The sequence below is a fragment of the Legionella anisa genome (assembly GCF_001467525.1).
Lineage (GTDB): Bacteria > Pseudomonadota > Gammaproteobacteria > Legionellales > Legionellaceae > Legionella > Legionella anisa.
Map to the genome: position 1 here is coordinate 290,505 of NZ_LNXS01000029.1, position 23,815 is coordinate 314,319.

Here is a 23,815-nt window from a genome sequence, read left to right on the forward strand (position 1 = left end):
ATTTTTATTGAATTAAATCATCCACTGTATACTCATCACTTTCTAGTATCTTAGCGAGAACCTGATTAAATTCATGAGCAATTAAATCTTTGCACTGGGTTGTTATGGGTCCATTAATTGAAATTAAATACTCACCTTCCTGATTTTTTGAAAACAAAATCCATAAAGAACGACTATTTACGGGGCGATCCTCGCTTCCAAAATGATTGGCATATTGATATTTAAGATTCGTAACATTCATATCCGGTACTGCTTTACTGAAAAAAGAAGGGGTAATATTTACAAGAACTCTTAACCGTTCTAGTTTTTGCAGCGGTATATTTAATTTAAATAATTTATTAAATTTTCTTTTGAGTGACATATTGAAACCTATTGCCTCTGCCCAACTTAAGTACATGAGATAAAAATCAATCATCACTGAATTAAGCTTGCTCTTTCTAAATTGCTTTGTTAACCAAAGTTTATTCCATCTATAAAATAAATAATGGCTCACTGTTAATCCCGAATCTTTAAACTCACTGTTTTTAATCACATGAGAACATTTTTGAAAAGAAGCTGTTTTTAATTGCTGTTCTTCAATGGTCTTAATAAAATCAATGAACGTGTATTGAGTCTCTAATGTAATATTTAGTCGTTTATATTCCGAAAACAAACCGACAATAGAATTATATTGGCTGCCTTCCCTACCACTATGAATCTGAATAAATGGTATTTTCTTTTGTTGGCTGAGCTTGTAAAAAACAAGATGACATGCAGCAATTAATCCAGTACTTACATTGATATTTTTAGCTCTATGCCATTCAATGAATTGTTCTGCTCGCTGCGAATCAATAGGATAATGAAATAAATATTTTTTTTGACTTTCTACGGACATAAAGTATTTAGGCCCAAGATACAGCATCTTAAAACCTTTATTATAATTCTGCCAAAATTTAATTTTATGTTTTAAATTCGCTGTATAAAGATGATTATTTTTTTTGACAAAGTTAAGAAATGAATCTTTTTCCGGTTCAAGAATCAATTGTTTGCCTTGAGCAAGCGTTTCGTAGAATTTTTTAAATTGGCTCAATATAAGATCGCATGAGGGGCCATCAACGATGATATGCGGAATAATCATGTGCAATTCATGCAGATCACTATTTATCTTATAAAGAAATACCCTAATGAGTGGCTGTTGTGTTAATGGAATCTCCCACATCATATTATTTTGAAACTCTTGATTGAGCATCTTCTCTTCGTTATTTAAGGAGATGTCTTTATAGATTAATTCAAATTGACCTTTTTTCTTCAACACTTGAATGGGTACTTCCGTTTCGAAGCTCAACCAAAAAGCACTGTTTTGTTTTACTACCGCATCAAATGCCTGGGCTACATAATCCTTATTCAACTTGCCTTGAATCTGTAACTGGGTTCCAATATTATACGGATATTCTTGCCTGTTGAGCACCCAAAAAACATATTGAAAATCACATAAAGGAACTTCTTCTCCAACTATGTTTATCGCTGCCTGATTTGCAGCCTGATGATCAAAATCAAATAAATTGTGTAGTTCATTCGTAATGTTTTTAGCAATATGACTAATACTTGGCTCATTAATAAAATATTCTATTGATAAGTTCAGAGTAGGGCTTTGCAATTTATCGTGAATGCGATTGCGAATTTCTATAGCCATCAGTGAATCCAGGCCCAAAGAAAACAAACCATCATCCATCTTAATCTGCTCTACATCATCTAACCCTAATACATCTACGGCAATTTCACGTAAAACCTGACTCAGTATGGTAATACACTCTTCCTTGGTATGTTGACGAAGAGAATTTAAAAAGTGTTGATCGGCTGGAAGAGTATGCTTCATAAGCTCTACTAACCATGCCTGTTTCGGTGAGTATTTAAAATAGATATCCCAGTTAATAGGACACACAGCAATTTGCGCCAACTGAGTTCTTAATAAAACATCAAGAACATCCATGCTGTCCTTATCTAACAAAGTAAAACCGCGTTGTTGGATTCCCTGGCTCAGATTTGCAGTCATTCCCATTGAATGAAAAGGTCCCCAATTGATTGTCAATGCAGGCAGTCCTTGCTGTTGACGCAGATATGCTAATCCATCCAAAAATCCATTGGCTGCAACATAGTTTGCTTGTCCTCTCGCACCTAATACAGATGCTGAAGATGAAAATAAAACAAACAGATCCAGTGGAATATTTTTGGTTAACTGATGCAGAATCAATGCACTTTCCATTTTCGCACTCAATACATTTTGCATCTCTTCATTGCTTAGATTGACCAATAAACCATCTTGTACAATGCCTGCGAGATGAAATACTCCTTGCAGCGGCTCGGAACTCTGTTCAATTTCTGTAATGATATGTTCCATTTGCTGATAATTACTGGCATCTGCCTGATAATGTTTAATGAATACGTGTTTTTTTCGGGCAAGATCAATCAAATCTTTAGTATCCGCAGGACATTCAGACCTACTCGTAATTACAATATGATGTGCCCCTCGGCGAATAAGGTACTCAATTAATGTTTTTGCCAAGCCGCCTGTACCACCAGTAATCAGATAGGTTGCATCACTTTTAAATAACAACTCGTGTTGCGCAAGAGGTGCAGAAAGCTGTGTTTTCTTTAATCTGGGAATATAAATCGCATCTCTGAGCGCGAATTGATTCTCAACACTGTTGACGGCAAACAGATACTTTAAAATCTCTGATAAGTCATTGTTTGTACCCAAATCGATTGTGTAATTTTTGGCAAGCTCAAGCTCATTGCTAAAGGTTTTCCAAAAAGCACATGCCATAGTGTGGTATGGATTTACCTGGTCTGAATCCTGAATCGCATATGCATTTTCTGTGACCAATATGAAGCAATTAGGCCGTAACTTAAACATTTTTTGACAACAATGGAATAAATCATTGAATTGACCCTGGCTGAATAAAAAAATTATATTTTTATTTTCAATATGCTCCAACTCATTAAGTTCGCATATCAGTCGATAATCCAGATCCCCAAATACTGTTTTTGCCTTCTCCGGTTCATTAGATATCACAAACAGCTCAGGCAACTGCTTTTGAGTGAGTAAGTTCAACTTGAAGGGAACCCATCGAATTTGATACAGATTCTGGAGATAGGATTCGTAAGGAATGAAATGGCTTTGAGTCACTCTTCTTAGCCTCAACTTCTCAATTGCACCAATCAACAAGCCTGAATTATCATAAAATTTAACATCAAAACACAGTTCACTCTCATGCTCTGAAGTTCTTTGAATTACATGAACCCATACACTTCGAGGAGCTTCCTGAATTGTTGTCATCCGTGCAAACGTATAAGGCACATAAGTTGAATGTTCAACCTGATTTCTGAGTAACAAAATACTTTGCATCACCCCATCAAGCACAATAGGTGGATAATAATAGCTAGCGCTCTGAGTGCTTTTAGCCATTACCTTGGCTAGGACGCTGTCGGCATGAATGTAACTCTCTTGTAAGACTTGGAATTCAGCCCCATAAAATAGAGCCTGTCTTTTAAAATGTTCATAAATTTGTGATAAATCAAGTCGACGTTTAAAAGTCGATTTTAGATGATCAATATCAATAGATTCAGCTATTGAAGGTGATTGCGAATTAATTTCCATTTCAGAAAACAATTGCCAATTATCATCTTGTTTCGCAAAAATATTGATTTTATATTGTTCTTCATTTTTCGGTTTGACTTGTACCTGAAGCTCTTGATCTTGCTTCGGATAAAACGGTCGTTCAATATGAAATTTTTCGATAGAAAAAGTATTGCGCTTCAATACAAATTTGGCGACAGCCAAACCCGACTCAATAAATGCGGTTGCAGGAAAAACAACCTTATCAAAAACAAAGTTCTGATTGATATAAGTTAAATTTTCTAAATCCAGCTTATTACTAAATAAAAATTCATTGCCAGGTAGTGAAAACATCTGTCCTAAAAGAGGATGCACAACATCTGCAGGTGTCCGAGAAAAAGTTTTTTTATCAATCCAAAATTCAATAGGATCAAATACATAATGAGGTAAGTTGACTTTGGTAAACTCAAAACCACTGTTTTTATAGTATAAGCTCCAGTCAACTTGTTTTCCTTGCATATAGACTGCCAATACAGACTTAAGCGCAGGATCATTCTGTATCTCAAGTGTATTCATTTTTCCATGAGATAATGCAAACTGCCCTGTTTCTAATAGTTGGCGTGCCTCTTGAGCATCGTGAGCAATTAAAGCCAATCGATAAGAATAATGCTCGCGGCAAGTAGCTGCAGTAAAGCAGATATCACCAAAATCATCAGAAGTTGTTGCCAAATATTGTTGATAATTTTGAATTAAATGTTCTAGGGCAGTTTGTGAGTTCGCAGAGAGCACCAACAGCTGAATTTTAGAGAGTTTAACTGGCTTGTGTTCCTCAACTTTGGGAAACTCTTGTAAAATAAGATGGGCATTAGTGCCGCTAAAACCAAACGCATTAATACCGGCACATCTTAATTTGGAGTCAGTGTTCCAATCAATTTTTTGCACAGCCAAGCGTGTGTCACCCAGATGAATATGGGGATTTAATTTCTTGAAATGGAGCAATTTATAAATTTTTTTCTTTTGCAAGGCTATAACTGTTTTAATGACGCTTGCTACTCCAGCAGCACTTTCAAGATGCCCAATGTTGGTTTTGACTGCACCAAGATATAAGGGATTATCCTGAGTACGTCCCTTTCCGTAGATTTGATTGATTGCATGAACCTCTATCGGGTCACCCAAGGGTGTACCTGTTCCGTGCGCCTCAATATAACTAATGTCATTACTGGATAAATTGGTTTGACTTAAAGCCTTCTGCATCACTTCTTCCTGGCTTTTGCCATTCGGAACGGTCAAACCCGCTGATTTCCCATCACTATTTACCGCTGAAGCTTTAATGACTGCTAAAATAGTATCTTTATCGCGTAGTGCATCGGATAGCCTTTTAAGAAAGAGTACGCCGCAGCCTTCTGAACGCGCATATCCATCTGCCTGCTCATCGAATGTTTTGCAGTGACCATCCGGAGCTAAAGCTCTTGCTTTGCATAAAGTAATATTTGCTTCAGGCAATAACAACACATTGACACCGCCAGCCAATGCATAATCAATTTCTCGATTTTTTAAACTTTGACATGCATAATGAATCGCTACCAGAGAGGAAGAACAGGCGGTATCTACACTAATTGATGGACCTTTAAAATCAAAAGTATATGCTACACGACCAGGAATAAGATTGGACACATTTCCAGTAATCGAATAGACACTGAGTTCTTCATTCGAAAAACCGGACTTTTCTAGTTGCGCATAGTATTCATTGGGACCTACACCCGCAAAAACTCCTGTCAAACTACCACGTAATGACTCAGGCAAATAATTCGCATTTTCTAATGCCTTATAGGAGCATTCTAAAAAAATTCGTTGCTGAGGTTCCATCAATTTTGCTTCGCGAGGACTAATGCCAAAAAAGTTCGCATCAAAACATTTAATATTTTCGATTAATCCAAGTTTATTGATATAAGATTTTCCTGGAGCATCCATATCAGGATCATAATACTTTCGATTGTCCCATCGATCGCCTGGAATATCCTTCATGCCACTTTTTCCTTCTGCAAGCAATGTTTCAAAAGCAGCAACATCGGGGGCACCAGGAAAGGTACAGTTCATCCCTATAATAGCAATGGAATCCTCTGTTTTTTCCACCACTGCTTTTGGGGCTTGTTTGGGAGTGATATATTTCCCCAATTCAGATTCTATATGCAGAGCCAATTTATTAACTGATGGATAATCAAACCCTATGGTGGCTGTCACTTTAAGTGTTGGCGCCAGCTTTTCCTTGAGCTTGGAAGCCATTTCAGTAATCATTAACGAATCAAAACCGAGCTCAAAAAATCCCTCGTTTTCATCCAATTCATCTTCTGCATCGGTGAGCTCCAGAATTTCTTTACAAATAGCACACACCATGTCTTTGCAGGCTTGGGGTCGATTTCCCTCAGTGACATCAAGGTATTCATTAAGCCAAGACGATAAATTTTTATTATCGATCTGTTCCGCCAAAGTCAGATCATCTGCCAAATGTTTATGAAAAGCAGGAACCGGCTTAGGAACAAAATCAAGCATAAACTTGAGGTATTCGGGTGAAATAATGGCTGCGTGGCTTAATTGTTCATTGATAAAAATTTTAATGAACGTATGACCTTGTTCATTACTGATTAAAGACTGTTTCAAACCCTGGTCTTGAGATCGTTTTTTCGCCATTCCAACTTCACCCCAAGGCCCCCATTCAATGGCAGTTCCGACTAAACCCAAACGTTGACGTTCAGTAATCAAAGCATCTACAAAACTGTTAGTACCACTGTAAACAGACTCTTTATTGCTTCCGAAAATTGAAGAAATTGAGGAATAAATCACAAAAAAATCCAGGTCGAGATTTTTACTTAACTCATGCAAATACCAACTGCCTTGTACTTTTGCAGAAAATAAATAATCGACATCCTCATCTTTATGCTCCAATAATGGTGCTTTAATCGCCACACCTGCTGCATGAATAATGCCTTTTAACAACCCATCAGCATTCAATTCAAGAAGCAAATGACGCAATTTTTCTTTGTCAGTGACATCCAGGCTCACAGCACTAATGGTCCGGCCGGTATAATTATATTGAATTTTTTTAATTGCTTCTTTTACTGCTGGTTTATCCACATTTCTTGAAGTGAGGATAACTTCTCTAGCGCCTGCTGAAAGCAAAGCTTGTGCAGTAACTAAACCTAAACCGCCACACCCCCCAGTAATTAGATACCGACCTTCACCATATAAAGATCGCCTCCTATCCAACAGTTTGACTTTCTTCAACCGTGCAATGAACCGTTTCCCTTCACGATAGGCAACTATATGTTCATAGCATTGATCAAAATTATGCCTGATTTCATCCACGATTTGCCCAGCATAGTCTTCATCTTCCGTTTTTTCCGTATCAATCAAAATGGTATTTAATTGCGGCAGCTCTAAAACCAAAGTTCGGCAAAATCCAATAAGCGGACTATTACTCAGATTGAGTTCACCTGCAGCAAGTTCAGCGATTGCATTCACAGTCAGCACGATTAATTGCAACTTAATGGCTTTACTATCCAGTTCTTTAACCAGAGTTAATAATTTCTTGAGTGTTTTCTTTTGAAAATCGATGCTGGATTCAATATCTGATGCTGCAGGGGAATCGAGTCCGATTGCAAAAATAACTCCATCCACATTATCTAAAGAATAATTCTCTTCCTCTAGAATAATATCTAATCCCTGAGCACTAAGACGGGGAGCTAGTTGTTGGGCTCCTATTAAAAGCCAGTTATTTCCCTGAGTTTTGCGATTATTTCGCGTACAAAGTTGCTGTTGCCATTGTAATTGAAAACACCAATCTTTAGGCAGGGGTGCATCTTTAATTTTGTCTTTCGTTTCAAACCAATGTTCTTCACGAGCGAATTCATATAAAGGAAGTTTCACTTTTATAAATTCTATATGCTGTGACTGATAAAAATCAGCCCAATTAATCATAAGGCCCGCTTGATAATCAGCCTGTAATTGCGCCAATGACATGGGGCGTTGCAAGGATACGGGATTGTTCTTTTCTTTTTTAATCCGGGAAATCGTGTACTCATTTCTTTCAATAACTGCGGCTGCTTCTTTCGCAGTACTGGCTTTAATCGCTACCCGAAATAAGAAATGACTGCGGCAGGTTGCGGCGGTATAGCAGATATCTGCAAATTCCTCATGCGTGTTTGCTAAATATTTTTGATAACTTGCTACAAGTAATTCAAGAGCGGTTTTACTTTTTGCTGAAAGTACTAATAAGGACTCTTGTGGTAGAGCGCGCTTTTCTGTTTTTCTTATAGATGGTCCTTCTTGCAATACGATATGTGCATTGGCTCCACTAAACCCGAATGAACTAACGCCAGCACACCGCAACCCCTCTTCTTTAGACCATTCCATAGTGCTCAAAGGAATAACTGTATTTGTTAACTCGATCGCAGGGTTTAATTTTTTGAAATTAAGATGCTTGAATAATTGATGAGTTTGCAAGCTTAAAACAGCTTTAATTACACCGGATACACCTGAAGCACTTTCGGAATGGCCTATATTCGTTTTTACTGAGCTGACATACAGGGGGTTCTCTGGACTGTGAGACTCACTAAAAATTTTAGTCAGCGTATTTACTTCGATTGGGTCAGCCAATGGCGTGCCTGTACCGTGTGCTTCGATGTAATCGATATCCTTGGGCAATAATTTGGCTTTAGCAAGCGCGCTGCGAATTACTTCCTCTTGAGCAACACCATTAGGAACAGTAAAACCGCCGCTTTTACCGTCACTATTAATTGAAGTACCTTTGATTACTGCAAGAATCGTATCATTGTCTTTTAAAGCAGTGCTAAGCCGTTTTAAAACGACGACACCACATCCCTCGCTACGTGCATATCCGTCGGCATCCTCACTAAATGTCTTACAGCGACTTTCGGGAGACAACATTCTGGCTTTTGAAAGGGTAATGTTGGAATCAGGAGCGAGCAAAATATTCACCCCTCCCGCAAGTGCCATATCACAATCACCATTTTGCAAACTCAAACACGCATCATGGATAGCGGTCATCGATGAGGAACATGCTGTATCAATAGCTTGTATTGGTCCATGGAAATCAAAGGCATAAGCCACTCGGCCAGGGATCGCATTTAACACATTTCCCGTTGCAAAATAAATGTTTAGATCATCTAAACTTACGCCAAGACCAGCTAATAATCGTGGATACTCATTCGTACCACAACCAACAAAAACTCCAGTTTTACTGTCTTTAATCGAAGCCAGGGATAAGTTTGCATCTTCCAAAGCATGGTAGCTATTCTCCAGAAACACCCGTAGTTGCGGCGACATGAGCTTTGCTTCACGTGGACTAATATTAAAAAAATCTGCATCAAAATTTTTTATATTTTCAATTAATCCAAGTTGTTTAATATAGAGTCGACCCAAAGCATTCACATCAGGATCATAAAACTTCTCATTATCCCATCGCTCTAAAGGAATATCCGCCATACCGCTTTCGCCGCGTTCCAATAAGGATAAAAATTCATGGATGTTCTCTGCTTTGGGAAAACGACAACTCATACCAATGATTGCGATGGGTTCGTTGCTGAGTACATTCACTGTAGGTTGTCGAGAAACTGGTTCTGGCATCTGGATTTGTTGTATGTGTCTGGCCAACTTATCCAAAGTTAGAAAAGCAGGAATGGACATTTTATAGGAAAAGAGTTCATAAACGATCTGCTCAAGTTCGGTCAATAACTCTTCATTGAAGCCTAGAGAACCGAAATCCTGATGTTCCTCCATGTGTTCTCTTTTTAGAAGAGATTGTATTTGAGCAGCAAGCTGTTCCTTGATTGTTTCTACTTGTTGCTCTTTGGGTTGCAGGCATAAAGTATTTAACTCATTCTTTTTTCTGGGCTCATGCCAATAAGGTTTTCTATCAAAATAATAAAGTGGTAAATCTGCTTTATTAAATTGAACATTATTTGCATCGACTTTTATATTAAATCCTGCAAGATACGCCTCATGTATCTGATGTACATCAGGAGTTATTTTTTGTATCTCTTTTTTTACCGTGATCTTGTGCAACTCATAATCGTCAGACTCAATCTTTTTGATCAATGTTTCTTTATCTTGAGTAACAATGGCACAACGATATTTATAATGATCGCGACAGTTGATGAGTGTAAAACAAATATCATGCAAACTCGTCGTACTCTCTCGAAGATATAGTACATAACTTGCTAACATTTGTCTTAACGAATACTCACTATTTGCTGAAACAACAAAACATTTGGCTTGCCCATCATCTAATGGTACTGATGGTAATGAATCATTAGCTGCTTCTTCAATGATCGCACTTACATTGGCACCAGTAAAGCCGAAATTAGATATTTGCACATGTCTCTTTTTATTTTTTTGCTTCTTAAAAGCAATGGCTTGTACAGGTAAAAGCGCGGGTATGCTTTCAGGATCTATCGTTTTGTTCGGTTTTGTATAATGTAAATTGGCTGGAATTGTTTCATGTTTCAATGCACCAATTGCTTTAATCAGTGATGCAACCCCAGATGATGCAATACTGTGACCTATATTACTTTTTACTGCGCCAATAATCAGAGGCTTATCTTGATTATGATGACCTTTATGTATGTGCTGGATTGCATTAAATTCAACTGAATCACCGACAATTGTACCCGTTCCATGCGCTTCAATATAATCAATATCACTTGGGGTTAAGTGAGCTTGTGCCAACACTTCGTGATGCATTGCAATTTGCGCCTTAATATTTGGAGCGACCAAAACCGTTCCATCGTCACCATCCTGATTCATGACAATACTTTTGAGCACGGCATGAATTGTGTCCTTATCTTTAATGGCATCACTTAAGCGTTTTACAATAACAACACCACACCCTTCGCTGCGTACATAACCATCAGCATTGATATCAAAACTGCTGCATTGATCCTGTGCCGATAACATTTTTGCTTTAGTCACACTGATAAAACTTTCAGGGCAAAGACTTAGATGAATCCCGCCAACAATTGCCATAGAACATTGCTTCATTCTCAACGAGTTTGCCGCAACATAAAGCGCTGCTAGTGAAGAAGAACACGCTGTATCTACAGCCATACCGGGCCCTTTTAAATTGAGAAAGTGCGACAGTCTTCCTGCTGCAGCACTGCTGGCTGCACCAATCTGGGTATAGGCATTAAATTCGATATGGTCTTTATAATTGAGTTGGCTGTAATCCTGTGTTGAAGCACCACAGAATACCCCGGTATTTGAATTATTTAATGAGTCCAGTGGAATGTTGGCATGATTTAAAGCCCGAATCGCTACCTCTAAAAAAAGACGATGTTGCGGATCCATTTGTTTGGCTTCGACTGTAGATATTTTAAAAAAAGATGCATCGAATAACTGAGGATTATTAAGAAAACCTCCTTTACGACCAATTATTTTATCGGTTTTCTCACGATTGGGATCATAATATTCATCAACATCCCAACGATTTTTGGGTACCTCTTTAATAGGCGAAAGTCCCTTGAGTAGCATTGTATAAAATGCCTCAACATCTTCTACATCCGAATCAACCCCAGGAAATTGGCAATTCATTCCAATGATTGCAAGAGGTTCATTAAGAATGTCATTTAAATTACGTTCCTGGTTTTTTTTCACCACTTTAAAATACTCCCATACCACCAGAGACAATGCCATGAGGTTAAGAAACCAAGTGCCTTACTTAAGTTCCGTGCTTGTCGAGGAATCCAGGAAACTCACGACATCACTGGATCCTGCGGACGTAGAATAAGGCCAAAAGTCATTAACTTAAGGCAGTGACCACCCAGAGGTAGTACACAAAATTAAAATAAAAAAATAGCAATAATAAGGACTTATAACAAGACACAAATTTTTTGCGTGATAGGATACCCACCTTGATTTTGCTTATTGCTGAATATCAGTTTCTTTTATGTGCTTATTCAACATATCCCCACTACCTTTATTTCATATAAAAACACGTCCTGGCTCAAAAGTTTATTCACAAAGCGACTCGAAAATGACACTCATACTTATTTAATAGCACAAAAGATTCAATAGAACAAAAATGCGAGGTAAGATTACTTCCTCATTTCAGTATTGGCTGGTACTGCATTTGATTAATACAACACTCCATGCTACGTTATTTATTATGCATTTAATCACGGAAAATAACATTAAGACGTACGGCCAGGCTTTAAAGCAACTTCGTTCATTATTGAGACTAGGGAATCTTCATCCCTCAGAAGTAAAATTGATTAAAAATCAGGTTCAAGAGAGCTATAAAAGTTTTGCACATATTATTTTTGATAAATCCTTTTTGAATTGGGGGTTATGGAATCAACACGTATATAATGAATACGCTGCATTGCACTTCGATTTTTCAAAAATATGTGCTATCCAAGATATTTATTCTCCCTTACTTCTCTATCATCTGATAAGACCGTTAGTAAGGATACAATTTTTTGATAAAAAACTGCTTGAAATTGGGTGTGGTAATGGTATTGGTTTAAAAGTTAGTTCCGAATTACTAAAAACAAAATATGCTTTAGGTGTTGATTTAACAAAAGAATTAGTAAAACATGCTCACCATAATTTCTACAAAGAAAACAAGATCAATTATATTCAATCCGATGCGGAATATTTACCTTTTGAAAATAACAGTTTTGATATTATAACAAACCTTGAGAGCTCTCATCTTTACCCACAAATTGAGCTATTTTTTTCAGAAGTAGAGCGTATTTTGTCTCCTAATGGTTTTTTTTGTTATTCTGATATAAATATTAAAGATAAATTACAAGCAAAAAAATTAGAAGAATATCTTAAGACAAGTAAAACTTTAAAAATAATTCAAAAGGTCAATATAACTCGAATGGTTCAATCGGCTATTTATCAACGCTTAATTGTAAATGAGGAAAAAATACTACCTTATATTGATTCGATGATGAGTGATGATGAAGAACTTCCAGATTTCGTTAGTTCCATGGGAATAGCATTTCTTCCCTGGTGGTTTTTTCTGTTTAAAAAATCAGCTCTACGCCATATTGCAAAAAAAGAGCGTAAAAAAACCCTTCTCTATGGTAAAAAATATTATTTTTATTACTTAATTCAAAAGGTCAATCAATGAAGATAATGGATGTTGAGACCATAGATTATTTTTATGGCGACGAAGAGAAAATCAAGAAAATTCTATACAAATCAAGGAAGCCCCTACTTATAAAAATAAAAAACTTTAGGGGCAACTTTACTTTAGATTATTTTGAAAAACACATTCATGCAGACACCACCTATGCTACTTTTGAAAATAATCGTCGCGTCGCACATCAACCTGCTGATTTTGGAACAATAATAGCTAAAATAAAACAAAATATGCCCTACCGAATCTTTGGTCAAATTCTTACCGAAAAACAGTCTGCTGAGATTGAAAAGCATATACCCCTTTGGCAACATATTCCCTTAAGACCGAGATATTTTAATAAAACTTTAAAAGTAATCTATTTTTTTGGTGGCCAAAACACGCATACATACATGCATTATGACAGAGAGCATTGTTCCAATCTTCATGTATGTTTAAGCGGGAAAAAGAGATTTTTATTATTTACTCAAGATCAGAGCGAAGCGCTTTATAAACTTCCTTTTGTGAGTGATACCTTGATTGATTTTAGCAGCCCTTTAGAAGAAATTAATAAGCAATATCCAAGAACAAAACAAGCTGAAGGGTATAAAGTTACCCTTGAAAAAGGGGATATGCTGTTTATGCCAAGAAATTGTTGGCATTATACTGAATATCTCGAGCCTTCTTCTTCTGCATGTTATATTTTTTATCCTAAAAAAATATTGCAGATGTATGGGTATTTTACGGGATATTTTTTCCTCGGGTTTAAAGAACCAACTGGTTTTTTAATGAGTAATTGGCCAATCGTTAAAAAGTTTAGTGAACGTTATGCTTTAGCAACTGGAGTAAAAAAATATCTGATGAAAATGATCGAATTTATTATATTTCCAATCATATTACCTATTGTAAGTATCCTTGCCATTATTGCTCATAAATTAAAACCCCGGCGCGTTTATTGAGTTTCTGCTCACTGCGTCCTAAGATTCTCTAATGGTTCACCAATTGGCAAAATACATTCATCATTGCAATTTGTTCGACATTAGTAGGAATGGTCTCAAGCAAGGAAGGTGAATAGACAATAATGGCCAGACACTGAGCTCTTGAAACTGCAACATTTATTCTGTTTTTATCAAAGAGAAAATTAAGTCCTCGAGGAGATTCATCTGCGTTGCTCGCACACATGCTCAAAAAAACAATGGGTGCTTCCTGTCCTTGAAATTTATCGACACTTCCTACTTTAGCCTGTTCACCAAGTGCCATTTTCAGTTTATTCACCTGATGATTATATGGGGCAACAAAAAGAATATCATCCCAACTGATTGCTTTTTGCGAACCATTTTTTGCCTTAAATGTTCTCCCTAAAAGCTCTCTGGCTAATAATACAATTTGTTCTACTTCCTCATCGCTGGCTTGCGTATTTCCCTCATGAATGACAGGTACAGAAATAATCCCCGCCTCTTTATTTAGCACACCTTGATATCCCTTTGGAATGCTTATTACTTGATGAGCATTTTCTGGGGCAGTTTCCAGTTTTCCCTCATAAATCGCATCACTAATCAATTGATTTACTGCAGGATGCATTCTATAGGTAGTACCTAGAAAAACCCCCATAGAATCTGGAATCGTTGGTGTTGTGTGTAACAAGTACTCTAATATGGATAAACCACTTTCTTCAGGATGGCTTCCTTGGGAGGGTTGACCCAACTGCATTTGATCTCCCATTAATATAATATTGTGGGTTGAACGACTCATAGCAATCAGGTTTGCAACGCTGACTTGTCCAGCCTCATCAATAAATAGATAATCAAAAGCATCAGCGAGTTCTTCTCTGGTAAAACCCCAAGCTGTAGCGCCTACAACACATCCCGGTTGAATAAAATCAACAATTTTTTTGTTTTCTAAAACTGTAATATTTAAAGCTTCAATTTCACCATCTGTATTACGAGCGCATGCAAAATGTCCGTTAATTCCTTCCTTTTGGCAATAAGTAGCTGTACTTAGCAATAAGTTATTGATTGCTTTATGGCTATTGGACGAGATACCTATTTTTTTTCCTCTGCGAATGAGTTCTGCAATTAAATGCTTTCCAGTGTAGGTTTTACCTGAACCGGGTGGGCCTTGAAGAGTAAGATAACTATTATTTAAATTTAAAACAGCACGAATAATTTCAGTTAATCGTTCCTCAGGATGATGACTTGATGCAATCGCTAATCCTTGAGGATGATCGTTAATTCGTGGATAAGACTTGCTCAGAAAATCCAATATTGCCGTGTTTTCAAGCAAGCCTTGCTCAAATAATGCAGCCTGTTTTGCAATCGCATCAGGAATCGAATGGGGGTCTACATATTCATTAGGAATTAAAGTAATTGGATCATCCACTTCATTTTTCATTTGCAAGACAATAGTCCCATGCTCCAGATCACTGTCTTCTTCATAATAATTTGCTGTAAGTGCCTTACCGTCTTTTGTTTCATTATCTAAAATGAAATATTGTTTGGCAGCTCCTTTAAACTCCTGTTCCGGATCAAAAAAATACTCATAGGCCATATTGCGTGATTTTGGTGAGGGTTTATAAGGTGGTTTAGGAGTTCGTCGGCAATAGGCCAAACAATCAATATCATCAAGTAGATCTTCTCCAGTTAGACCCAATCGCTCAAACATACGCCAAAACACAGGCTTCGCTTCACGTCGATGAAATTCAATGGACCATGCAAAAATCAAATGTATTTTAGCTAATTCTATGTTCCCCTCAGATTTTAAACGTTCTGCTTGTGCCAGTAATCGATCGCGTAATTGAATCCGCTCACCTAATTCTTCCTTAATCTCAAGCTCAACATGCTCTGTTTTACCTAAGTAGCATATACCTTGCTCTTTTTGTCGCGCCCTTAGCCAATCCACCAATTCCTGAGTAGAATTACAATCATCTATATTATAAGTGCGGATATCATTTAATATTTTTGACGTGTGCCAACTCGCTCCATCTGGATTTTCTCGCCAATATTCATAAACCACAACTGAATCGCCTCCCGACCCCACTTCAGTATCTCGTTTTCCCCGATATAAATGTTCTATATTTTTGATGGAATAGCGTGGCTCGCCAATAATTAGCGAGGCTTTAACAATTTTATATAAATCAACAAATACTTCATTTCGTAAGAGCTGATCGACCTCATCCTCACAAACACCATACCGCCCCATTAATTTACGACACGCAGAAATTTCATAATTGGCATAATGATAAATATGCATTTGCGGATCTTTTTGCCAACGCTGATAAACCCACGTCACAAAAGCGTGAAAGCTTTCTTTTTCCTGCTCTGCATCATGAGCCCAAAAATCCTTATACTGACGCTGACCTTGTTCATCAAAATAAGCAATGCCCCAAAGATATTCCAGCCCCCCCTCTTCAAGAGGAAAACCTTCAATATCAAAAAATATATCGAGCGGTGATGCTGGAGGCAGCAGCGTCAAACCTTGCCTTTGTCCTGGGACATGCGGAAGCAGTTGGTATAAAGGTCTATCCTTGCCGCTACTATCCTTTTGAATTTTAGCTTGTGCTTGCAAACGTGCAAAACGTTCGGGTTTAATCCCTTTGACCCAGGAACAATTTGCATGAGCCAATGCAGTCATGGTTTTAATTCCTGCTTGATAAAGCTTTTTGATCTGCCCAGAGGTAATAGTTGCAACCTGGAGCAAATGATCTTTTTTCACTAACAACTCTTCAGCATAAGTACTCCATCTCCCCCAACTTTTAGATGCAGCAGGATCAGGACAGACGTTAGGATCAAAATTTTGATGCACCAATAAAAACTGTTGTTTCAGATTTTGATAAAAATAAAAATAATCGGTAGTACGAAAGCGCCGTTGTTCCTTATTGCCTAAAACTACCGTGATGTAGTCTGTTCTACTGCCCTGCATTGCTTCAAGCATTTCCGCATAGCAACATAATTGCAGCAAAAAACTAGGTTTTACAGATCGGGCAAGCTTGGTATCCCAAACTTCATAACAATAATCACCCAATCGACTTTTACCTGCTTTCTTTATTAGAAAATCAGCATATCCTTGAAACGGAGGCAATTGCAAATGAGCCTGATAAATCACATCGACTCCATCATTCATGGCAGTTAGGGTTGCATCATAGGAGTTGGGATGTCGATGCAAATTGGCAACGGATAATCCTTGTTTTTCAAATAATGCCAAGAGCTCCAATTCGTGTTGGTTTCCCAAATGTTGCAATACATCGATTAATTCATCTTTTTCATCGGGTGCAGGCAATAAATCAGAATGCACCACTGCAAGATGTTCTATCCAAGATACAAAAGGACTCTCCATAAATTGGGTCAGATCGGATGGCGAGAAAATCAATTGGCTGGATTTAATGTACATTTGGGCACACTTAATATTGGATTCATTAGAGTATATCAAAACATTTATTCAGCGAAATAGATTAACCTCGCTGTTCTCGAAGAGATATGCAATGAGGAATAACCTATTGAAATTTATTTAAATTTTATCCATAATGCTTCTTTTATTTATTAGATACTAATAATGAAATTTGAAAAAATTGAAACGTTTCTTAATAAGGCAGGATTCATATTTATGAACCAAGGAACAGGAATTGGAGCAGTAGCAGGACGTCCCTCTTATCTATATCAAAAGAATATTACAGGGGGTAGACCTCAAATGATTCAATTAGCTGTTTCAAGCGTAAATCAAGAAGACATACGTCTAATCTTTAGTAATAATGTGTCTCAACAGGTTCGTAATTCAATAAATGACATTATCAATGAGCACGAGTTAGATAGCGAAAAGACATTAAGCCTTAATTTTTAAATACATGGTTAGAATGAATTCCAGCGACGAGCCAGATGCTCTTACTTCATGATATAAAATCAAAAAAACCTACATTCGGCCGCTTTATGCCTGAGAGATCCTCACATAATTTAACCAGGTAGCATGTCATTTGTTGCCTGTCCTATCTTCATGCACAATAAAACCCTTTATCCAGTTATCTCCAGGGTTAATATCCATACTCTCTTAATTTGTCGTTAATGTTATTCATTTATAATAGTACAAATAAGTGCTTGACGAGTCATACATATTTGCAATGAAATCCGATATAAAACTGATTACAGATGCTTTAAATGCAATTATTGACGAGACAGAAGATTTTGGTTACTACCGGGATAAAATAGAGTTTTTAGAAAATGAAAACTGCCTTTTGATTTTTAGTACCATTGAGAAGGGAAATGTTGAGGCAAGCAGGATAAATAAATATAGATTACGCGATAATTTCTTCAAAAAGTATTTAGACGTTTCCGTAGAAAATATAGAAAAAACTTTTTGCTTTCAAAATCTCTATCGATGAGTTACGCCAGCTAAAGATCATTACCCATAAAATAGATGCCTTGCAAAATCCCCCTGTAAAACAAAAGCCCACAAAAAGCTTTGAAATGAGAATAAGAACCCAACACGATTTACAGACATTAGTAGAAATTGTGGCCCCCTCACAAAAAGTATTGTCCAAATTTGGAGATGAACTCCATTTCATCCATCTTAATAGCCCACATGATGTGATACCCAAAGGGCGGAACTTTATAACAAAAGCGGTTGATGAAGAGTTTAGGAACAATACCCTTGCTGTATTAGCAAAATTAAGTACACAAGGTGGGCTCGATCATACATTGTTTATAAACTTTACAGGGCACGCGGCACCTGTTGCAAGTGCATTATATATAAATGGCATTGATTGCATTTGGCAGCTATCCATAATGAATGATCAAACCTCTCAAACACGGATTATGGATCAGCTACAAGATGCGTTACCGCGTGATAAACTGTTATCACAATCACCTACAACATATGACTCTTCATTAGGTTTAATACTCGAACCAAATCATGGATTCACTCAAATTGACACCACAAAACTACCGTCATTAGAGCAATTAAAAGAATTTGGAATTAAGCAGGTGGTCGTATTGACGGAGAAAAACTTTAACCAAGGGAAATGTATTTATACGCTTGATAATAACTATTTCAGATGTGAGAAAGAATTTTATCAGTGGCTGCAATCATTATCGCCAGATTTTAATGTTTTAGTCGTTGGAGTATCCAATTTTGAGCAGAACCCTGAAGAAAATTGCCAATTTATTGAGAGCGCCCTGCAAAAAAGAGATACCGTTTCTTCATCAACTTATAAATTTCCTAATTTTTATACTCTTTTTAAAAACGTACCGCTGTATGGCGCGCGCACTTCCCCGCTCAGTTTTAATGGAATTAGAATAATGGATCAGAAGGATGATCCTGATCCAAGCACTTTGGAAGAATCTAATAGCCTGAATTAAGCCAGCTAAATATCGCGAATAAGTTGTTGTTCTAAATGCTTAGCTCCCAACCATCTTGGAAAAAAGGGACCTAGCTTTTTAATAAAATCATAGGCCATGAATAATGCACCTAGAGCAAATACTACATCTCCGGGCAGTCGTAACCATTGCCATAACAATGTTGTATTATAAAATTCAAGGCTTCTTGAATGGGCAAAGCCATGTTCATAAACATCCATTAATTGAGCCCAACCTATAGGAAAGAAATTCAATACAATCCATAAAAAAAGGCCTATATTATATAACCAAAAAGCCCAAGTTCCTAAACGATCACTCCAAGCAAAACGCTCACCAGCGGCATAACGCAAACAAAAATAAATTAAACCTAAGCCAAGTAAACCAAATGCGCCAAATAATGCCGTATGCGCATGGTTTAAAGTAAGAAACGTTCCATGCTCATAATAGTTTATAAGCGGTGCATTGAGTGTCCCCCCACCGAATACTCCTGCGCCAACAAAATTCCAAAAGGATGCCCCCAAAATATAGAGAAAAGCTAAATTATAGGTAAATGCATGTTGTCGTTTAATCAATTGATGATGCTCGATGGCATCAATAATGAGGAGAACCAAAGGCAATACTTCAATAAACGAAAACATAGTTCCTAGTGGTACCCAGAAATCCGGTGTACCGGTCCAATACCAGTGATGGCCAGTTCCGATGATTCCTCCTAAAAATATTAAAATTGTTTCAAAATACATTGCACGTTCTGCTAAGCCTCGCGAAACCAATCCCGTTCCCATTAAAAGATAAGCAGTGGCACACGCTGCAAAAAACTCAAATGACTGCTCCACCCAAAGATGAACTACCCACCAACGCCAAAAATCAGTGATCGTGAATGATTTTTCAATTCCAGTTAACGGGATCATCCCAAAGCAATACAATACAGCAATATTCATCGTGCTTGCCCAAAAAAGATGCTCTAAACGAATGCGCCCAGTCCAAAACGCAACAGTAGCGGTTTTTAAGTCACTCCAGGTAGGCCACATACCGCGAAAAATAATAAAGCTCCAAAGGAAAAGCCCTAAACAAAATCCAATTTGCCATAAGCGGCCGAGCTGCAGATAGGATAAACCCTGATTGCCAATCCAAAACCAGGACTCATTCACATAACCCATAATTCCCAAGTAATTACCAACAAGTGATACACCAACAATAAACAAGGTGACCCAAAACAAAAGATCAACCAAAAAACCTTGTCTTTTTGCTTCTTTTTTACTGATAAGAGGAGCCATAAAAACAGCAGAGCTCACCCATGAAAGGGCAATCCAAACGATTGGTGTTTGAATGTGTACATCGCGTAAGAAATTAAAAGGTAAATAATCATTAATATTGATTCCATAAAAACCCGTTCGCTCAGTATAGTAATGCGCCATAATCGCACCTACAGCGATCTGGAGCAGCAACACAAGTGCAACGACAACAAAATATTGCCCTACCTTGCGCTGACTTGGTGTTAGCGGCTCAAATCCCAAAAACACGGGTGTTCTCAATGCATTATCAGGCACACTCAAATATCGATGATAAATATAAAGTACGACGCCAAATCCCAGAAATACAAAACAAAACGATACCCAAGTCCAGTAAAAGGTATTTGCTGTTGGCGTATTTCCCATAGTGGGCTCATAGGGCCAATTATTGGTATAGGAACTATTTTGTCCTGGTCTATGTGCAATCGTAGTGAGTGAAGAATAAATAAGAAAATCAGCCGTTTGTAAGGCACTTTGTTCATTCAAACTGTAAGCCTTGGTCCACCCTGTTTCTGGATCATGATTCAGTAGATTTTGTGAAATTTGCTGACGCAATTGCACTATTGCATCAGCAATTGGCTGTGACAAAATGCTGATTTGCTGACTCAGATCTATTTGCTGTAGATCCTGTTGCATTGTTTGACGTACAGTATATTGTTCTCCTACAGACAGACTTGCAAAAGACTTACCGAAATGTTGTTGTGCTATTTTATCTTCTATAATTCTGCCAAGACTGACTAAATATTTTGCAGTATAATCTTCTCCAAAATAAGAGCCCATTCCATAAAGACTTCCATAATCCATAAGGTCAGCGCGTTGAAAGCCTGCTTTACCAGCCACTATATCCTCTGCTGTCATCACGATCTGTCCAACAGCAGATTTAAATTGCTGCGGTAAAGGTGGAGCAAGCTGATACGTTTTATAGGTGCCCCAAAACAATACAATGAAGCAGATAATTGCTGTAATTAAAAGAATCCATTTTAAGACATCAGATACTTTATCAACGTTCGTAGACTCAACAATTGAGCTTTGAGGTGTATTATCCATTCATATTCCTTATGCGATTTTTTAATTTGCTTCCAAACTGCTCGGGTATTTTATAAAAAAATTATTGTAAAACAAAATTTCCTTATAGCGAATTGTAAACAGACCCTAATAATAAATGAAAATAAACTAATCCTGCGTACGGATGCCATTTTGCGGTAATTTCCATTATTTTTTTATAATCGGGTTTCTTTTCAAGATGCAGCAATTGATATAAATTGTTTTGTGCGCCAATATCATCACCAGGAAAAGTATCAACTCTTCCCAAACCACGCAACAAAACATATTCCGCAGTCCAACGTCCTATTCCTTTAAAACGGCATAGAAAATTGATTACCTCATCATTTGCTTTGTTTTCCAAAGATTGAAAACTTGATTCTTCTTCCATAATAGCCGCCGCTAATTGGATTAATGTTTCACTTTTATGGGTGCTGTAGCCTATTTTCTTCAAATCAGGAACGGAACAATGAGCAACTTCTTCTGGTCTTGGGAATGCGTAGAGAGTGTTCTCATTTTCCTTTATTCTCATGCTCAGAAACTCAGCCAATCGATTTTGAATGTGCAATCCTGCATCAAGTGATATTTGCTGACAGGAAACCGCATTAACCAGCGCTTCAAAAATTGAAGGGAATCGAGGTGGTTTAACTCCCTTAAATTGAATAACAAGTGGATTTAATTGAGCATCATGTTGTGTGAGGTGATAAAAATCGCTTAAATCCCATTTTAAGCCTAGCATTTTCTCTATTTGAGCTATGACTTGCTCTTGAGATACCTCATTTTGACTTTCAATGGATAGAAGTAATTCTGGTTTATTAATCGCTTTATTTTGCTCAACAACGACTTTAACAGGTACATTTTCTATGACCAATAATCGTGTATAACGGTGCCCATCCCAAAGATCAACATTATTTTTGCTTCTTCGACGCAAAGCAAGGATTGTATAGTCCAACTGGAATGGAGCTACAGGATATAAGGTAAAGGTGGTCTTCATGTCAAAATTAACCTATTAAAGTAGCTTTACTCATATTGGAGCAAGAAAACTAAGGCAAATAATACTTAATCCTTTTAATACACTATGCAAATAAAGCTATAATTTCAACTGAAAGGGATCGTACCCACTTATTCTGACATGGAGAAAAAGGCATGGCTGCTTTTTATGAGGACCTGATTTGTTATAAACAGTTGCAAATAACTCATGATGGAAAGCTCAAATTTTTCCTTGAAAAACATAGCACTAAAGAGGGGACTTGGGGTAGGTTGCAAATTAATACGGGTGAAATTGATTTTCTTTTTCTTGATGGAGAGGAACAGGAATTATCTCGCCATCATTTAAATGAAAAAAATAATCAAATCATCATTCCCCCCGCATCTTGGCACAAAATAATACCTATTAGTGCGGTTTTTAATGCATCTTTAGATTTTTATTGTAAACCACATCGCTATTTTGATAAGAAATACAAATTAGGTAATGTGCATACCGATTTATATTACGTTTACACCACCTATTTCCAGAAAAAGAATAAGTTAAAAGTACTGGATATAGGCTGTGGTTCAGGCCGGAACCCCCTTTTCCTAGCGCTCATGGGGCATGAAGTGACAGGAATAGATTATAATGAAGCAGCAATAGAGAAAATTCGTCACATCGCTCATGAGGAAGAAATAACTACACTGATTCCCATAGTTCATGATCTACATGCCCCTCTATCCCTTAAAAAAGAAGCTTATAATTTGGTTATTGCAACCGTATCCCTGCAATTTTTAGATGCAGCCCGAATTCCATCTCTCTTAAAGGAATTACAGGAGGCAACAGCAGCGCAAGGAATTCATTTTCTTGTCGTTCCAATTCGCTCAGAACAATTTGTATTACCTACATTTTTTACTTATTTGGCAGAACATGAAGAGCTCTACCATTATTATCAAAACTGTGGCTGGTCTATTTTAGAGTATAAGGAAACTGTGGGAAAATTACATAAGCTTGATGAATCTGGCAAACCCATTCAGGGTCTGTTTGGAATTTTACTTGCGCAGAAGCATACATGAAGTATGTGAGTATCGGAGCGCATAAATCCTGAAAGTTCCTCACAAAATTTAAACAGGAAACCTATTCTATGGTTTACGGTGATGTTTAAAAAGCTGTCATCCCTGCGTAGGCAGGGATCCATTTACAATGTACGCGGGAAAAACAAATTAAAAAAGGAAAAAATTGAGTAAAACAATCCTCCATGGCTTAATTTGTGCGATGAACTATTTTGATGGATGGATCCCTGCCTACACACACTACTGTCCGGTAAAAATTTTGCTCTCCTGCAATAGGTAATGCCCCTAAATTTTTTTGTAGGCTCTTCAGCATTCATCTAGGCACATCACTTAATCTTGCTTCGATCTGCTCCCTCTCCCGCGCAAG

The 23,815-nt window shown here is 37.3% G+C and carries 10 protein-coding genes; 6 read left to right on the plus strand and 4 right to left on the minus strand.

Annotated elements, in window-relative coordinates:
• Nucleotides 1-4: 4 nt before the first annotated feature.
• On the minus strand, nucleotides 5-11,266 hold the full coding sequence (locus Lani_RS10510; protein ID WP_058388556.1) for an SDR family NAD(P)-dependent oxidoreductase: 11,262 nt from the start codon (nucleotides 11,264-11,266) through the stop codon (nucleotides 5-7).
• A gap of 610 nt (nucleotides 11,267-11,876) precedes the next feature.
• Between Lani_RS10510 and Lani_RS10515 the strand changes: the two genes are divergently transcribed.
• Both Lani_RS10515 and Lani_RS10520 read left to right on the plus strand, forming a co-directional pair.
• A complete protein-coding gene (locus Lani_RS10515; protein WP_223499403.1) occupies nucleotides 11,877-12,749 on the plus strand; it encodes a class I SAM-dependent methyltransferase in 873 nt (290 codons plus the stop codon).
• The gene (locus tag Lani_RS10520; RefSeq protein ID WP_040523592.1) at nucleotides 12,746-13,696 is read left to right on the plus strand and encodes a cupin-like domain-containing protein; all 951 of its coding nucleotides are present in this window, start codon (nucleotides 12,746-12,748) and stop codon (nucleotides 13,694-13,696) included. Before Lani_RS10515 ends, Lani_RS10520 begins: the two co-directional genes overlap by 4 nt.
• Nucleotides 13,697-13,724: 28 nt before the next feature.
• On the opposite strand, the gene Lani_RS10525 is transcribed toward Lani_RS10520, so the two are convergent.
• Nucleotides 13,725-17,123, minus strand: a complete 3,399-nt coding sequence (locus Lani_RS10525) for a TM0106 family RecB-like putative nuclease (protein ID WP_019235688.1) — start codon at nucleotides 17,121-17,123, stop codon at nucleotides 13,725-13,727.
• Nucleotides 17,124-17,336: 213 nt separating this feature from the next.
• On the opposite strand from Lani_RS10525, the gene Lani_RS10530 reads away from it, so the two are divergent.
• The 3 genes from Lani_RS10530 to Lani_RS10535 all read left to right on the plus strand — a co-directional run bounded on the left by Lani_RS10530 (nucleotide 17,337) and on the right by Lani_RS10535 (nucleotide 19,081).
• The gene (locus Lani_RS10530; protein ID WP_152414839.1) at nucleotides 17,337-17,570 is read left to right on the plus strand and encodes a hypothetical protein; all 234 of its coding nucleotides are present in this window, start codon (nucleotides 17,337-17,339) and stop codon (nucleotides 17,568-17,570) included.
• 274 nt (nucleotides 17,571-17,844) lie between these two features.
• On the plus strand, nucleotides 17,845-18,105 hold the full coding sequence (locus tag Lani_RS20770; RefSeq protein WP_019235690.1) for a hypothetical protein: 261 nt from the start codon (nucleotides 17,845-17,847) through the stop codon (nucleotides 18,103-18,105).
• An 85-nt stretch (nucleotides 18,106-18,190) separates the two neighbouring features.
• Nucleotides 18,191-19,081, plus strand: a complete 891-nt coding sequence (locus Lani_RS10535; RefSeq protein WP_223499401.1) for a hypothetical protein — start codon at nucleotides 18,191-18,193, stop codon at nucleotides 19,079-19,081.
• Nucleotides 19,082-19,086: 5 nt separating this feature from the next.
• Here the strand turns inward: Lani_RS10535 and Lani_RS10540 are convergent, their stop codons facing one another.
• A complete protein-coding gene (locus Lani_RS10540) occupies nucleotides 19,087-21,414 on the minus strand; it encodes a nitric-oxide reductase large subunit (protein WP_019235692.1) in 2,328 nt (775 codons plus the stop codon).
• 82 nt (nucleotides 21,415-21,496) lie between these two features.
• Nucleotides 21,497-22,402, minus strand: coding sequence for a DNA-3-methyladenine glycosylase family protein (locus Lani_RS10545; RefSeq protein ID WP_019235693.1), 906 nt, complete (start codon nucleotides 22,400-22,402; stop codon nucleotides 21,497-21,499).
• 152 nt (nucleotides 22,403-22,554) lie between these two features.
• Here Lani_RS10545 and tehB point away from each other — a divergent pair, with 152 nt between their 5' ends.
• Nucleotides 22,555-23,451: an SAM-dependent methyltransferase TehB gene (gene tehB, locus Lani_RS10550; RefSeq protein WP_019235694.1), complete on the plus strand. Its 897-nt coding sequence runs from the start codon at nucleotides 22,555-22,557 to the stop codon at nucleotides 23,449-23,451.
• Nucleotides 23,452-23,815 lie beyond the last annotated feature (364 nt).

Bases quoted from the DNA above. Each gene is read 5' to 3' on its own strand.
- Lani_RS10520 (WP_040523592.1), top strand. From the start codon at position 12,746: ATGAAGATAATGGATGTTGAGACCATAGATTATTTTTATGGCGACGAA.
- Lani_RS10525 (WP_019235688.1), bottom strand. From the start codon at position 17,123: ATGTACATTAAATCCAGCCAATTGATTTTCTCGCCATCCGATCTGACC.
- Lani_RS10530 (WP_152414839.1), top strand. From the start codon at position 17,337: ATGAACCAAGGAACAGGAATTGGAGCAGTAGCAGGACGTCCCTCTTAT.
- Lani_RS20770 (WP_019235690.1), top strand. From the start codon at position 17,845: ATGAAATCCGATATAAAACTGATTACAGATGCTTTAAATGCAATTATT.
- Lani_RS10535 (WP_223499401.1), top strand. From the start codon at position 18,191: ATGAGAATAAGAACCCAACACGATTTACAGACATTAGTAGAAATTGTG.
- Lani_RS10540 (WP_019235692.1), bottom strand. From the start codon at position 21,414: ATGGATAATACACCTCAAAGCTCAATTGTTGAGTCTACGAACGTTGAT.
- Lani_RS10545 (WP_019235693.1), bottom strand. From the start codon at position 22,402: ATGAAGACCACCTTTACCTTATATCCTGTAGCTCCATTCCAGTTGGAC.
- tehB (WP_019235694.1), top strand. From the start codon at position 22,555: ATGGCTGCTTTTTATGAGGACCTGATTTGTTATAAACAGTTGCAAATA.